Source organism: Pseudomonas sp. BC42 (genome assembly GCF_021560055.1).
GTDB lineage: Bacteria > Pseudomonadota > Gammaproteobacteria > Pseudomonadales > Pseudomonadaceae > Aquipseudomonas.
The window spans coordinates 3,061,823-3,077,574 of record NZ_CP091067.1 but is presented as its reverse complement, the minus strand read 5'-3'; the positions used below and the strand labels follow the sequence as shown (position 1 = coordinate 3,077,574).

Below are 15,752 nucleotides of genomic sequence, written 5' to 3'. Positions count from 1 at the left end.
CCCCCATGACCCAGCCCGTTGCCGAACCCGGCATTCGCATCACCCTCGGTGAACTGATCGAGATGCGCCACCGCGTGCGCGAGGTGCAGCTGTTCTCCACCCCGAGCCAGCGCAGCCCGCTGATCGGCCTGCACCACTCCAAGCTGCGCGGGCGCGGCGTGGACTTCGACCAGGTGCGGGTCTACCAGGCCGGCGACGACGTGCGCACCATCGACTGGCGGGTCACCGCGCGCACCCAGGAACCCCACACCAAGCTGTTCCACGAGGAGCGCGAGCGGCCGATCTTCATCATGGTCGAGCAGAGCCGCCAGCTGTTCTTCGGCTCCGGGCTGATGTTCAAGTCGGTGCTCGCCGCCCAGGCCGCGAGCCTGATCGGCTGGGCCGCCCTGGGCCATAACGACCGGGTCGGCGGGCTGGTCTACGGCGACGACGAGCACTACGAGATCAAGCCCCGGCGCAGCAAGCAGAGCCTGCTGCAGCTGCTCAACCGCCTGGTGCGGGTCAACCAGTCGCTGCACAGCGAAGCCCAGCCCCAGCGCGATGCCCTGGGCACCGCGCTGCTGCGCGGGCGCGAAGTGCTGCGTCCCGGCAGCCTGGTGATCGTGATCTGCGACGAGCGCGCCTTAAGCGACGCCGCCGAGCAACAGCTGAGCCTGCTGTCGCGCCATTGCGACCTGCTGCTGATGCCGTTGTCCGATCCCCTCGACCACGCCCTGCCCGCCGCCGGCCTGCTGCGCTTTGCCGAACGCGGCGCGCAGCTGGAACTGGACACCCTGAACTACGAACTGCGCCAGGCCTACCGGGCCCAGAGCGAGGCGCGCATCGCCCGCTGGGAACGCCTGGCGCAAAAACTGCGGGTGCTGCTGATGCCCCTGAGCACCCAGAGCGAAATGGTCGAGCAACTGCGCGAGTACCTCAATCCGCAGCGCCCGGGAGCCGGCCGATGAGCAGCCTGGAACAACTGCAACCGCTGCTGCCGCCGCCGGATATCGGCCTGTGGCCACCGGCCCCGGGCTGGTGGGTGCTGGCGGTGGTCCTGCCGCTGCTGGGCCTGGCCCTGTGGCGCTGGCGTCACCTGTGGCCGCGCAAGACCACCCGTCCTCGCCGCGAACAGCCCCTGGACCCGGTGCGCCTGGCCGCCCTGGCGGAACTGGCGCTGTTGCCCAAGCCCTATGACGGCGCCCCGGCCGGCGCCTGGCTGCAGGCCCTCAATGCCCTGCTCAAGCGCCTGTGCCGCAACCACTATCCCTACAGCCAGAGCCATACCCTCAATGGCCGCAAGTGGCTGGCGTTTCTCGACAACCGCTGCCCCGCCGCCGGCCTGACCCGCTGGATGGTGCTGGTGGAAGGCGCCTACAAACCCGAGTGCAAGCTCGACGACAAAGCCATCGCCGGCCTGACCCAGGCGGTGGACACCTGGATTCGCAAGCATGTTTGAGTTCGCCTGGCCGTGGATCTTCGCCCTGTTGCCGCTGCCCTGGCTGCTGCGCCTGGTGCTGCCGGTGGCCGACAGCGGCGAACCGGCGCTGAAGGTGAGTTTTCTCAGTGATCTGGAAGGTCTGTCGCGGCGCCGGGCCCGGGCCCACATGCCGGCCTGGCGCCAGCAGGTCCGCTTCGTCCTGCTCTGGGTCTTGTTGCTGCTGGCCGCGGCCCGCCCGCAATGGCTGGGGGAACCGCTGCCGGTGGCCGCCAGTGGCCGCGACCTGCTGGTGGCGGTGGACGTGTCCGGCTCCATGGACTTTCCCGACATGCAGTGGCAGGACGAAGACGTCAGCCGCCTGAGCCTGGTCAAGCACCTGTTGGGGGACTTTCTCGAACATCGCGAGGGTGACCGGGTCGGCCTGATCCTGTTCGGCAGCAAGGCCTATCTGCAGGCGCCCCTGACCTTCGACCGGCGCACGGTACGCATCTGGCTCGACGAGGCGAAGATCGGCATCGCCGGCAAGAACACCGCCATCGGCGACGCCATCGGTCTGGCCCTCAAGCGCCTGCGCCAGCGTCCGGCGCAGAGCCGGGTGCTGATCCTGGTCACCGACGGCGCCAACAACGGCGGCGAGATCGCACCGATCACCGCCGCCCGGCTGGCCGCCGCGGAAGGGGTGAAGATCTACCCCATCGGTATCGGCGCCGACCCGCAGGACAGCGCCACGCTCGGGGTACTGGGGCTCAACCCGAGCCTGGACCTGGACGAACCGGCGCTCAAGGAGCTGGCCGAGGTCACCGGCGGGCGCTACTTCCGCGCCCATGACGGCCAGGAGCTGCAGGCCATCAAGGAAACCCTCGACCAACTGGAGCCCGTGGCCCAGCAACCGACCCAGGCCCGCCCGGCCCAGGCCCTGTACCACTGGCCGCTGGCGGCCGCCCTGCTGCTCAGCGTGCTGCTGGTGCTGCGCGAGCGCTGGCCGCACAACCCGCTGCAGCGTTTCTTCAGCGAGTCGAACTTCCTGCTGCCGGCCCATGACTGGCGCCAGCGGCTCAAGCGCCTGCGCTTGCGGAGGCGTCGATGATCAGTCTCTGGCCCCACTGGTTCCGGCCCGGATGGTTGCTGGTGCTGCCGCTGCTGGCCCTGCTGCTGTGGAAGCTGTGGCACCGGCAGAAGCGCGCCGGACGCTGGCAGATGATCCTGCCGCCGGCCTTTCACGCCGCCCTGCTCAGCGGCGGCAACGGCCGCGAAAGCAAGCTGCCCTGGGTGGCCCTGGGCCTGGCCTGGCTGCTGGCGGTGCTGGCCCTGCTCGGCCCCGGCTGGCAGCGCGTGGAACAGACCAGCCAGAAACCCGCCGACCCGCTGGTGGTGCTGCTGGAGCTGACCCCGCAGATGCTCGCAAGCGACGTGCCGCCCAACCGCCTGGAGCAGGCCCGGCACAAGTTGCTGGACCTGCTGCAAGCGCGCAGCGACGCCCAGACCGCGATCGTGGTCTATGCCGGCAGCGCCCACACCCTGGTGCCGCTGTCCGACGACCTGGCCACCAGCCGCAATCTGCTGGACGCGCTGAAACCGTCGATCATGCCCCAGCCCGGCCAGCGCGCCGACCTGGCCCTGCTCAAGGCCCTCAAGCTGCTGGACCAGGGTGCCCTGGGCCAGGGCCGGGTGCTGCTGATGGCCGCGTCCCTCAGCGAACAGGAGCGCCAGGGCATCCGCCAGGCCCTGAGCGGTGACGCGCCGCAGTTGCTGATGCTGGGCCTGGGCAGCCGCGACGGCGCCCCGGTGACCCTGGAAGACGGCAGCTACCTCAAGGACGACCTGGGGGCGATCCTGGTGTCGCGCCTGGACAGCCCGGACCTCAAGCAGTTCATCGGCGAGGTCGGCGGCCGCTACCGTCAGGCGCGCCTGGACGACAGCGACCTCAAGGGCCTGGGCCTGCTGGGCGGCCCCCAGGGATTGCGCAACGACGGCCAGACCCTGCGCCTGGACACCTGGGCCGACCAGGGCTACTGGCTGTTGCTGCCGCTGCTGTTGCTGGCCGCCTGCGCCGGGCGCCGGGGCTGGCTGTTCTGCCTGCCGCTGCTGCTGTTGGCCGCGCCGCAACCGAGCTACGCCTTCGACTTGCAAGACCTGTGGCTGCGTCCCGACCAACAGGGCCGGCGCCTGCTGGAGCAGCAGCGCCCGGCCGAAGCTGCGCGGCGCTTCCAGGACCCGCAATGGCAAGGCGTGGCCCTGTACGAATCCGGCAACTACAATGCCGCCGCCGAGCGCTTTGCCGAAGGCAACGACGCCCGCGCCCACTACAATCGCGGCAATGCCCTGGCCCGCAGCGGCGAACTGGAAGCGGCCCTGGACGCCTACGAGCAAGCCCTGGAACGCCAGCCGGACCTGCAACCGGCCCTGTACAACAAGTCCCTGGTGCAAAGCCTGTTGCAACAGCAGCAGGCTGCGCCGCCGACCGCGCCGCAAAAGCCGCAGAACCCCGACAGCGACGAGAGCAACAACGCCGGGCCCAGCGGCGCCGCAACCCAGCCGACCAGCGGCAGCGAACCCCCGGACAACACCGGGCAGACCGCGACCGAAACCGGCGAGGCCACGGCGCCGCCGCCACCGGGCAACGGCCACAGCGAGGTGCCCGGCAGCGAACTGGACGACCAGCACACCACCACCCCGCTGCGTCCGGCCCAGGACAGCCTGGACGCCGAACACCAGCAGGCGCTGGAACAATGGCTGCGCAAGATCCCGGACGATCCGGGCGAACTGCTGAGGCGTAAATTCTGGTACGAACAGCAACAACATCAGGATCAGGGAAAAACTCGATGACCCGCTGCACCGCCGCCCTTCTGCTAGCCCTCGCGTTCTGGACTGCCCCGTCCCAGGCTGCCGGGCTGTCCGCCAGCCTGGACCGCAGCCAGGTGAACGCCGGGGAAACCGTCGAGCTGACCCTGGAGTCCACCGACGTCACCCAGTTCGGCAAGCCCGATCTCACGCCCCTGGACAGTCAGTTCGAAGTGCGCGGCACACGCCAGGTCAACCAGCTCAACAGCCTGGGCGACAACCACGCCAGCACCCGCTGGATCATCACCCTGCTGCCGCGCCAGCTCGGCACCCTGGAGATCGCCCCGCTGCAACTGGGCAATCTGCACAGCCAGGCCCTGAGCCTGCAAGTCAACGCCGGGGCGGCCCAGGACCAGGACGCCCGGCTGGAGCCGGTGTTCATCAAGGCCGAACTCGACCGGCCCAAGGTCTACGTCCAGGCCCAGGCCCTGCTGACCCTGCACATCTACCATTCGGTGCCGCTGTTCGACGACAGCAACCTCAGCCCCCTGCAACTCGACGATGCCCGGGTCGAGCAACTGGGCGAGCCGCGCACCTACGAAAAACTCATCAATGGCGTGCGTCACGGGGTGATCGAGATGCGCTACGCCCTGTACCCCCAGCGCAGCGGCCAGTTGCAGATCCCGGCGCTGACCTTCAGCGCCACCCTGGCCAACCCGGGCAACGACCAGGAACCCGCGCCCCAGGCTCCCAAGCCCGGCAAGCTGATCCATGTGAGCTCCGAGCCCATGAGCCTGGACGTGCTGGGCAAGCCCGCCGGCTATCCCGCCGACGTCCCCTGGCTGCCGGCGCGCCGCCTGGAGTTGACTGAAAGCTGGAACCCGGAGCCCGATCACCCGCAGGTCGGCGACTCCCTGACCCGCACCCTGACCCTGCGCGCCGAAGGCCTGTCCAGCACCCAACTGCCGCCCCTGCCCCAGCCCGAGGTCAACGGCCTGCGCAGCTACCCCGACCAGCCGCAGCTGAGCAACCAGCACGTCGAGCAGGGCCTGCTGGGCATTCGCGAAGAGCGCCAGGCGCTGGTGCCGACCCGCACCGGCGAAGTGAATTTGCCGGGCCTGGAAGTGACCTGGTGGAACACCCAGGAAGAACGCCTGGAACTCACCCGCCTGCCGGCCCGCAGCCTGCAGGTGGCGAACAACCCGAGCCTGGTGGTGGATACCCCGGCCGGCACGCCCCAGGCCGGCAGCAACGATGGTCCGCTCTGGCCCTGGCAACTGAGCACCCTGCTGCTGGCCTGCACCACCCTCCTGGGCTTCGGCCTGTGGTGGCGGGCGCGCTCGCAACCGGCGGTGCTGCGCGCCACCCAGACCGGCCCGAGCCCGCGTTCGCTGCTGGACGACCTCAAGCGTGCCTGTCAGGCCAACGACCCGCAGACCACCCGCCAGGCCCTGGACGCCTGGGCGCGCCAGCAACCGGAAACCCTGGCCGACATGGCGGCGCGATTCATCCCGCTGTCCGATGCCCTGGACGGCCTCAACGGCGCCCTCTACAGCGAAACCGGCCAGTATTGGCAAGGTGAGGAGCTGTGGCGGGCAATCCGCGCCATTCCCATCAACGAGCGGGTCCAGGACCCGTTGACGGACACCACCAGCCTGCCACCGCTCTACCCCAAATAACGGCAGCCGCAAGCGGCGAGCTGCAAGCCTCAAGCAGCTCGTAGCTTGCCGCTTGCCACTTGCCGCTGCTTTACCTGGAGTTTGCCTTGCGTCTGTTTCACACCTCCGACTGGCACCTGGGCCAGAACCTCCACGGCCAGGAACGCGACTTCGAACACGCCTGCTTCCTTGAGTGGCTGCTGCGTCAGCTCAAGCATGAGCAGCCGGATGTGCTGCTGATCGCCGGCGACATCTTCGACACCGTCAACCCGCCGGTCAAAGCTCAGGAGCGGCTCTACGACTTCATCGTCAGCGCCCACGAACAACAGCCGGCCCTGACCGTGGTGATGATCGCCGGCAACCACGACTCCGGCTCGCGCATCGAACTGCCGGCGCCCCTGATGCGGCGCCTGCGCACCCACGCCCTGGGCCGGGTGCTGTGGCTGGATGACGGCCAGCTGGATGTCGAACGCCTGCTGCTGCCGCTGCCCGACGCCAGTGGCGCGGTCCGCGCCTGGTGCCTGGCGCTGCCGTTTCTGCGGCCGGCGGAAGTCACCGGCCCGCAACGGGGCGACGACTACCTCAAGGGCATCGCCCAGGTCCATGAATGGCTGATCGCCGCGGCCAACGCCAAGCGCCAGCCGGGCCAGGCCCTGGTGGCGGTGAGCCACGCCCACATGGCCGGCGGCTCAATCTCGGAAGATTCCGAGCGCAGCCTGATCATCGGCAACGCCGAGGCCCTGCCCGCCAGCCTGTTCGGCCCGGACATCAGCTACGTGGCCCTGGGGCACCTGCACCAGCCGCAAAAGGTCAATGGCGAGGAGCGCATTCGCTACAGCGGCTCGCCGATCCCGCTGTCGTTTTCCGAGATCGGCTATCAGCACCAGATCCTCGATGTGCGCCTGGACGGCGAGACCCTGGTCAGCGTCGAACCGCGGCTGATTCCCCGGGCGGTGAACCTGCAACGCCTGGGCCCGGCGCCCCTCGGAGAAATCCTCGACCAGCTCGGCGAGCTGCCGGACATTGACCTTCTGGCCGAAGAACAGCGCCAGCCCTGGCTGGAAGTACGGGTGCGCCTGGACGAACCGCAGCCGGACCTGCGCCAGCAAGTGGAAAGCGCCCTGCAAGGCAAGGCCGTGCGCCTGGTACGGATTGCCGCCGAATACGCCGGCAAGGGCGGGCGCGACGCGCAAGACAGCGGCGCCGAGCTGATCGAACTGGATCAACTGAGCCCCGAAGAACTGTTCCGCCGGGCCTGGCGCGACGCCTACGGCAACGAGGTGGACGACACCACCCTCAAGGATTTCGCCCTGCTGTTGCAGGACGTGCAGCAAGAAGGGGAACAGCCATGAAGATCCTGGCCATCCGCCTGAAGAACCTGGCCTCCCTGGCTGGCCCGTTCGAGATCGACTTCACCGCCGAGCCCCTGGCCAGCGCCGGGCTGTTTGCCATTACCGGGCCGACCGGCGCCGGCAAGAGCACCCTGCTCGACGCCCTGTGCCTGGCGCTGTTCGGCGCGGTGCCGCGGCTGAACAACATCGGCCGCGAGACCAAGGTCCCCGAGGTCGACAGCGAGATCCTCACCAGCGACCCGCGCACCCTGCTGCGCCGGGGCAGCGGCAGCGGCTATGCCGAGGTGGACTTTGTCGGCATTGACGGGCGCCGCTACCGCGCCCGCTGGGAGGCCAACCGCGCCCGCGACAAGGCCAACGGCAAGCTGCAGGCCAGCCGGCAGAACCTCACCGACCTGGACAGCGAACAACTGCTGAGCAACCAGAGCAAGAGCGAATACAAGCAGTTGATCGAGGCCCGCCTGGGGCTCAACTTCGAGCAATTCACCCGCGCGGTGATGCTGGCCCAGAGCGAGTTCAGCGCCTTCCTCAAGGCCGATGACAAGGAACGCAGCGAGCTGCTGGAAAAGCTCACCAACACCTCGATCTACAGCCAGCTGGGGCGGCGCGCCTACAGCAAGAGCAAGGAGGCCGAAGAGGTCCACAAGGAACTCAAGGCCCAGGCCAGCGGCATCACCCCGCTGGACCCCGAAGCCCGGGCCGAGCTGGATCAACAGTTCGACGCCGCCCGGCAGCAGCTCAAGGAACAGCAGGCCCGGCTCAAGCAACTGGAGGCCCAGCACAGCTGGCTCAAGGAGCTGGGACAGTGGCAGCAGGCCCGACAGGACGCCGCCGAGCAGTTGCAACAGGCCGAGCAGCAGGCCCTGGCTCTGGCCCCAGAGCGCCTGCGCCTGCAGCGTCTGGAACAACTGGCGCCGCAGCGCCACCAGTTCCTGCGCCAGATCGAGCTGCACCAAGCCCTGGAGCCCCTGGGCCAACAGATCGAGCAGCAGGCCGCGCAACAGGTTGAGCTGCAACAACGTCACCAACAGCTGCAACAGCACGTGCTCGACGCCGACAGCGCCCTGACCCAGGCCCAGAGCCAGCACAGCGACAGCGTCCCGCTGCTGCGCGAAGCCTTTGCCGAACAGGCCAATCTGAGCCGTCTTGGCCAGAGCCTGAGCGAGGCCGGCGAAACCCGTGACCGCGCGCAAAGCGTCAGTGCCCAAGGCCAACAAAGCATCGCCCAACTGCTGGAGAAGCAGCGTCTGGTGGGTGAGCGCCTGGAGCGGATTGCCGGGCAGTTGGCGCACAGCGCCGCCCTCGCCCCCTTGAGCGAAGCCTGGACGCTCTACCGCGAACGCCTGCAGCAACTGATGCTGATCGGCAACCGCCTGAATCAGGGCCAGAGCGAACTGCCAGCCCTGGAACAGCGGGCCGGCACCGCCGCTCAGCAACTGGCCGAACAACGTTCCCACCTTGAATTGCTCTACAGCGAAGCCGGTGCCGAACCCCAGGCCGTGGCCGAGCAGATCCAATTGCTGGACGGCCTGCTCAAGGACAACCGCAAGCAACAACGGGCCACCGAAGAGCTGGCACGGCTCTGGGCCCAGCAACAGGAACTGGACCAGCGCGGCCGGGCCCTGCAAGACAAGCAGCAAGCCGTGGCCGCCCAGCGCGAGGCGCTGAACCAGGCCGGCCTGCAAGCCAAGGCCGAACTGAGCGTCGCCGAGCAGACCCTGAGCGTCACCCAGGCCTTGCTGGAGCGCCAGCGCCTGGCCCGCAGTGCCAGTGTCGAGGAGCTACGCGGGCAGTTGCAGGACGACCAGCCCTGCCCGGTGTGCGGCAGCGTCGAGCACCCCTATCACCAGCCCGAAGCCCTGCTGCAAAGCCTGGGGCGCCATGACGAAAGCGAAGAAGCCAACGCCCGTCAGGCGGTGGACAGGCTCAAGGAACAGCTCAACGAACTGCGGGCCCAGGTCCAGGGCCTGATCGCCCAGCAGAAGGAATTCCTCCAGCAACAGGAACAACTGGCCGGCCAGCAACAGGCACTGGCCCCCAGCCTGCAAGCCCACCCGCAGAGTGCCAGCCTGCTGGACCAGGACCCGGCGCGACGCGATGCCTGGCTGCGCCAGCAACTGGAACAGTTGCAACAGAGCATCACCCAGGATGAAAGCCGCCTGGATGCCTTGCTGACCCTGCAAAAGGACGCCACGCGGCTCCAGCAGCAGTTGCAGCAAGCACAAGATGCCAGCCAGCAGGCGGCCCAGCATCTGCACAAGCAGCAGGAGCAATTGGCCGCCGATCAACAGCGTCTCGAAGAAGAACTGGCCAGCTTCAACAACCTGCTGCCGGCCGAGGTGCTCGAAGGCCTGCGCCGTGATCCGGCCAGCACCTTCATGCAACTGGACCAGCAGGTGCTGCAACGCATCGAACAACTGCGCGAGCGCCAGGACGAAGCCGAAGAACAGCAGCAGCGCCAACTGCTGCTGGACAAGGAACAGGACCGCCAACTGACCCGCCAGCAGCAACTGAGCGACGCTCAGCAGCAGCTCGACGCCCTGAGCCAACAGCACCAGGCCTGCCAGGACCGGCTGGCCGCCCTGCTGGGGTCGCACCCTAGCGCCGAGCTCTGGCAGCAACAGCTCGATCAAGCCGTGGAACAGGCCCGCAGCGCCCAGGCCAAGGCCCAGCACGAGCAGCAGGAGCTGCAGCAGCAACTGATCCAACTGAGCGCCGAGCTCAAGGCCCGGCAAGAGCGTCTGCAAGCCCTGGACAGCGAACGACAGCAACTGGCCGGCAGCATCGAACAATGGCGCGCCCAGCATCCGGAGCTGGACGACAGCGGCCTGCAACAGCTGCTGGAACTGGACGAGGAACAGGTCCAGCAACTGCGCCAGCACCTGCAGGCCAACGACAAGGCCATCGAACAAGCCAAGGTCCTGCTCCAGGAGCGTCAGCAACGCCTGCAACAGCACCAGGCCCAGCACAACGGCAACCTGGAGGCCGGGCAACTGGCCCAGGCCCTTGAAGAGCTGCAGCAACAAGCCCTCGCCAGCGAACAGCAGGTGGCGGAACTGCGCGCCCGGCAAAGCGAGGACCAGCGCCGCCAGGAGGCCAATCAGGCCCTGGGCCAGCAGATCCACGACGCCTACCAGCAATGGCAGCGCTGGGCCCGCCTGAATGCCCTGATCGGCTCGGCCACCGGCGACACCTTCCGCAAGATCGCCCAGGCCTACAACCTCGACCTGCTGGTGCACCACGCCAACGCCCAACTGCGCCAACTGGTGCGACGCTACCGCCTCAAGCGCGGCGGCAGCATGCTCGGTCTGCTGGTGCTGGACACCGAAATGGGCGATGAACTGCGCTCGGTGCACTCGCTGTCCGGCGGCGAAACCTTCCTGGTGTCCCTGGCCCTGGCCCTGGGGCTGGCGTCCATGGCCTCCAGCACCCTGAAGATCGAATCGCTGTTCATCGACGAAGGTTTCGGCAGCCTCGACCCCGAGTCCCTGCAACTGGCCATGGACGCCCTCGACGGCCTGCAGGCCCAGGGACGCAAAGTGGCGGTGATTTCCCACGTGCAGGAAATGCACGAACGGATCCCGGTGCAGATCCAGGTCAGCCGCCAGGGCAACGGCCTGAGCACCCTGGAGGTGAAATGAGCACGCGGCCGATGCCCGAGGCGACCCTCTACTCGTTCCGCCGCTGCCCTTACGCCATGCGCGCGCGACTGGCGCTGCGCTATGCCCAGGTGCCCGTGCGGATCGTCGAGGTCAGCCTCAAGGCCAAGCCGGCCGAGATGCTGGCGCTGTCGCCCAAGGGCACGGTGCCGGTGCTGGCGGTGGATGGGCGGGTGATCGATGAGAGCCTGGAGATCATGCACTGGGCCCTGGCGCAGCATGATCCGGACAACTGGCGGCTCATCGGCGCCCCCGAGGCCCAGACACAGATGGCGGCCTTGATTGCCGAGAATGATCAGGTGTTCAAGGTTCACCTCAATCGCTACAAGTACGCCGAGCGTTATCCCGAAGCGCCCATGGAGCATTACCGGGCCCAGGGCGAGGTGTTTCTGGCGCAGTTGGAGCGCCTGCTGCAGAAGCGACGCCATCTGCTGGCGGCGCATCCGAGCTTGGCGGACATGGCCCTGCTGCCGTTTGTTCGCCAGTTTGCTCACGTGGACCGGGAGTGGTTTGCGCAGACGCCTTATCCTGCGTTGCAGGAGTGGTTGCAGGTGTTTCTTGAATCGAAGTTGTTTGTGGGGGTCATGGCCAAGACTTTGGCGTGAGTTTTTGTTGTGGGGTTGGGTACATATCCGGGGCTGCGGGTGTAGCGGCTTATGGTTCCGCTTTTACAGCGGGGTTGGGTACATATCCGTTTCTGCGGGTGCGGCCGCCGGCGGTTCCGCTCTTACAGCGAGTGGGAGGGGGTACATATCCATTCCTGCGGTCACGGCCACTGGCGGTTTCGCTCTTACAGCGAGTCACTTTGGAAAGAGCCCAAAGTAACCAAAGGCTCTTGCCCCTCCACTCGGTGCCTCGCCTAGGCTCGGCATGCCCGAACTCCGGCATTGATCCGTGGGCCGCCGCAATGGGCCATCCATGGCCCAGTGCGGCTAACCCGGCGTCCTGCCGGGTTACCCACGGCTCAATGCCTGCGTTCGGCCATCGTGTTTAAGGGGGCAGGAAGATCAAAAACCAGATCAAGATCAACATCTGACGGCGGCCTACCGGCCGACCTGTTTCATTGCCGTTCGCGTTACATGTAGCCGCTGCCGCAGGCTGCGAACGGCTCCGCAGGAGACGCTAAACCTGCCTCCCCAATGTTCCTGAGACACCGCGCCGCCTGGTTTTGCGAGCGCGAGCGCTCGTTCGCAGCCTGCGGCAGCGGCTACAAGGAACCAGCCTGCGCACCTTGGCTTTGGCTTTGGCTTTTGATCTTCAGGCCCCTTCCCAGCAGGCCGAGCGCAGGCGTTGCGTAGGGGGCAGCTCGGCAGGGATGCCGAGCTAGCCGCCACCCGGCCATGGATGGCCGGTTGGCGGCGGGCCCCCGGAGCAATGCCAGAGAGAGGGAACCCCGAGCCCCAGCGAGGGGCTCATGGAGGGGCAAGCGTTTTTGGTTCCTTTTTAGGCGATTGTAAAAAGGGACTCGCCGTAAGGGCGAAACCATAAGCAGCCGTGACCGCAGCAACGGATATGCACACCGTCCCACTCGCCGTAAGGGCGAAACCGTAAGTGGCCACACCCACAGCAACGGATATGTACCCCCTAAAACTCGCCGTAAAGGCGAAACCGCCAGCCGCCACACCCGCAGCAACGGATATGCCCCCTCCCAGCACACGCCCAAAACATAACCCCCACCGCCCCACATGCTAATGTTCCCCTCCTTCAGCCCCAACGCCACGAGCCCCCATGTCCGTCGTAATCCGCACCCACCCTCGCTTAACCATCGGCGTACTGATCGGCTGCGCCGTCGGCCTCTTCGCCCCCGCCGCGACCCTCACCAGCAAGATCCTCATCGGCTGGAACGCCGCCGTCTGGACTTACCTGCTGCTGATGTTCTGGCTGACCCTGCGCGCTCGCGCCGACCAGGTGAAGCGCATCGCCGAAGCCGAGGACGAAAACGCCGGGCTGGTGTTGCTCATCGTATGCATCGCCGCTATCGCCAGCCTGGTGGCGATCACCCTGGAACTGGTCGGCAGCAAGGACCTGGACAGCACCCGGCGGCTGGTCCACTACGCCTTTACCGGGTTGACGGTGATCGGTTCCTGGCTGCTGGTCGGGGTGATCTTCAGCCTGCACTACGCGCGCCTGTACTACACCTGGGACGGCCAGGAACCGGCGCTGCGCTTTGCCGAAGGCCCGATCGACCCGGACTACTGGGACTTCCTGTACTTCTCCTTCACCATCGGCGTGGCGGTGCAAACCTCGGACGTCGGTGTCGCCACCCGCGAGCTGCGCAAGATCGTCCTCGCCCAGTCCTTGATCGGCTTTCTGTTCAACACCGCGATCCTCGGTTTTTCCATCAACATTGCCGCCGGGCTGTTCAGCTGAACCGGTACGAGACGGCTTGAGCCCAGTCCTGGCAGCTTCGCGGGATCGTCCGTGAGAATCGCGACGGCTTCGTCCGAGGTGCCATATAGCGAGTGTCAGGCTGGGTAAGCCTAGTTGATCTTATTCGAACGACCGCCAATACCAAGCAACTAAATTCAGTTGTGCTGATCGACCTTCCAAACAAATCGCCCCAACACTTCAAGAGCAATTTAAGAATCATCTTAAAGACCCGCCCTCTTACTAACAATAAAATAGCCGCCTTTTACAGCCCTGGATTTAGCCAACTAACGTCTTAACGTTAGTCCCTCGCTTTCAACTAATCCCCCCCTTTTCCCCGAACCTGAAGTTTGCCGACCTCGCCATATCCAAATGACGAAAGTACTTGCAATAGAGCGCCCGCGCACCCAATCCATGGGCCCAACAGCAAACAGCCACCCCCAAAGCAGCCTGTAACTTCCACAGACTGTTGTGTTTTCTGCTTCGCCAAAAGGTTACAACGTTGAAATACCCATCCGTAATAACAGCTATTACCCTGCTATACAGCGTCACTTATTCAGTACAGTCCCATGCAATCACTGCAATCGACAGCATTGATTTAGGCTCTTTGAGTAACGAGTACTCTATGGCCTTCGGCGTCTCTACCGACGGTCGTCTAATCGCGGTAAACAAAACATTACCCACAGGCCAAGATCGCGCATTCAAATACAGCGATGCGACTGGCATGGTCGATCTGGGCACCTTGGGTGGAGACTATTCCTTTGCCTATGCAATATCCGCCGACGGCAGCGTGGTCGTGGGAAAAGCGGCTACCCCGGCCTCGGCTCATGCCTTCAAGCACTCCGATGCGACCGGCATGATCGATCTGGGCACACTGGGCGGCGCATCATCCAGCGCCAATGGCGTATCCGCTGACGGCGCCGTGGTGGTTGGCGACTCCTTGAATCTCCAAGGGAGGACTCGTGCCTTCAAGCACACGGAGGCGACCGGCATGATCGATCTGGGGACCTTGAAGGCAGACAACAGTGGCGACTCCCTTGCAACTGCGGTGTCCGGCGACGGTAGCGTCGTCGTCGGGCAGTCGGACATCGATACCGATCCGAACGTACAACACGCGTTCAAGTACACCGATGCCAACGGCATGACCGACCTGGGCACCCTCGGCGGAACATCTTCCCAGGCTCTGGGAATATCCGCCGACGGCCAGGTGGTCGTGGGCAGTTCGGAAACTATCACCGGCGCTACTCAAGCGTTCAAACACACTGACGCCAACGGCATGGTCGAGCTCGGCTCCTGGGGGGGCGACTCCAGTGCTAGCGCGGCATCCGCCGACGGCCGCGTTGTCGTCGGTTTTGCCATTACCGCAGAGGGCGATAGCCACGCCTTCAGACACACCGATGCCGACGGCATGATCGATCTGGGCACGTTAGGCGGCCAACATTCGGCAGCGACTGCCGTGTCCGCCGACGGCAATATTGCTGTCGGCCTGAGCCTCACGGCGAGTGGTGACCTACACGCCGCGCTGTGGAAGATCACGGAAACCGGCACTCACCTGCTTGATCTGGACAATACCCGGACCGCGATGGCCAAAAGCGCCAACCGGGCATGGGGAGTCCTGGACCTGCGCAGTGCGCAACTGGACCGGTTGATGAGCCAGGAGTGCCAGATCGACAGCGGCTCGTTCTGTATTGGGGTTGGCCCCAGCTACAGCAGAAACCGCGAGACTCGCCAGACCTCCACGAGTCTGACCCTGGGCGCCCGTCCCAGCGACCATCTGCGCGTAGGCATCACCCTGGACCAGAACCTCGATCAACAGTTGCCGGACAACTACACCAAGGCAGGGTCCAACGCACCCGCAGTAGCGATGTTCGTTGCCATGGACGAATCGGGCCAGGGCCTGGGTTGGCAGGGGCGTCTGGCTGCGGCCTATCTGTCTTCCAAGGTCGATATCCGCCGTGAGCAACTGGCTTATACCGATGCCGGTCAAGGGCGTTCGAGCCTGCGTGGCAAGGCCTTCAGCATCGAGGGTGGCTATGGCCTGCGGCTCGATAGCCTGACCGTGACGCCTTACATCGGCCTCAGCCAGACTCAAGTCAGCCGCCAGGGCTATAGCGAGCACAGCGGCGCCGTCATGGCGGCCAGCTACGCAAAAATGCAGCGCTCGGTGACCCGCCTGAACGCCGGCGTACGGACTGCCAAACGCCTGACAAAACAGCTGGAGCTCAATGCCAGCCTGGGCCTGATCCAGGACCTGGACAAAGACCAGGACGCCTTTCAAGCGCGCATGGACTACCTGGGTCGCTATACCTACCAGGCCGATAAACAGCACGACACCCGTTTTGCCGCGGGCACCGGGGCAAGCTATGCCTTGAACGAGAACAGCGCCGTGCATGCCGGTGTGTTCTGGACACAGGAGCCGGGCGGCAATGACACGACCGGTATTCAAACCGCCTTTACCTATCAGTTCTGATAACGGCTCCTGCCCTGTCTCGCGGTACTCCACATCAGCCCGGTC

General features: G+C 66.0%; 10 protein-coding genes. All 10 read left to right on the top strand.

Annotation, left to right across the window (positions count from 1 at the left end):
- The first annotated feature begins 5 nt into the window (after positions 1–5).
- On the top strand, positions 6–947 hold the full coding sequence (locus L1O02_RS14265) for a DUF58 domain-containing protein (RefSeq protein ID WP_060839546.1): 942 nt from the start codon (positions 6–8) through the stop codon (positions 945–947).
- Positions 944–1,438, top strand: a complete 495-nt coding sequence (locus L1O02_RS14260; RefSeq protein ID WP_060839547.1) for a DUF4381 domain-containing protein — start codon at positions 944–946, stop codon at positions 1,436–1,438. Before L1O02_RS14265 ends, L1O02_RS14260 begins: the two co-directional genes overlap by 4 nt.
- The gene (locus L1O02_RS14255) at positions 1,431–2,507 is read left to right on the top strand and encodes a VWA domain-containing protein (protein WP_060839548.1); all 1,077 of its coding nucleotides are present in this window, start codon (positions 1,431–1,433) and stop codon (positions 2,505–2,507) included. Before L1O02_RS14260 ends, L1O02_RS14255 begins: the two co-directional genes overlap by 8 nt.
- A complete protein-coding gene (locus L1O02_RS14250) occupies positions 2,504–4,246 on the top strand; it encodes a VWA domain-containing protein (protein WP_235760120.1) in 1,743 nt (580 codons plus the stop codon). The genes L1O02_RS14255 and L1O02_RS14250 overlap by 4 nt, the downstream gene beginning before the upstream one ends.
- On the top strand, positions 4,243–5,880 hold the full coding sequence (locus L1O02_RS14245) for a BatD family protein (protein ID WP_235760119.1): 1,638 nt from the start codon (positions 4,243–4,245) through the stop codon (positions 5,878–5,880). The genes L1O02_RS14250 and L1O02_RS14245 overlap by 4 nt, the downstream gene beginning before the upstream one ends.
- A gap of 86 nt (positions 5,881–5,966) precedes the next feature.
- Entirely contained in the window at positions 5,967–7,211 is a 1,245-nt protein-coding gene (locus tag L1O02_RS14240) for an exonuclease SbcCD subunit D C-terminal domain-containing protein (protein ID WP_108545762.1), read from the top strand.
- Positions 7,208–10,852 carry an AAA family ATPase gene (locus L1O02_RS14235; protein ID WP_235760118.1) on the top strand — a complete coding sequence of 1,215 codons (3,645 nt, stop codon included), beginning with the start codon at positions 7,208–7,210 and terminating at the stop codon, positions 10,850–10,852. Before L1O02_RS14240 ends, L1O02_RS14235 begins: the two co-directional genes overlap by 4 nt.
- A complete protein-coding gene (locus L1O02_RS14230) occupies positions 10,849–11,475 on the top strand; it encodes a glutathione S-transferase (protein WP_235760117.1) in 627 nt (208 codons plus the stop codon). The genes L1O02_RS14235 and L1O02_RS14230 overlap by 4 nt, the downstream gene beginning before the upstream one ends.
- Positions 11,476–12,598: 1,123 nt before the next feature.
- Positions 12,599–13,240, top strand: coding sequence for a DUF1345 domain-containing protein (locus tag L1O02_RS14225; RefSeq protein WP_060839553.1), 642 nt, complete (start codon positions 12,599–12,601; stop codon positions 13,238–13,240).
- 622 nt (positions 13,241–13,862) lie between these two features.
- Positions 13,863–15,707: an autotransporter outer membrane beta-barrel domain-containing protein gene (locus L1O02_RS14220; protein WP_235760116.1), complete on the top strand. Its 1,845-nt coding sequence runs from the start codon at positions 13,863–13,865 to the stop codon at positions 15,705–15,707.
- The last annotated feature ends 45 nt before the right edge of the window (positions 15,708–15,752 follow it).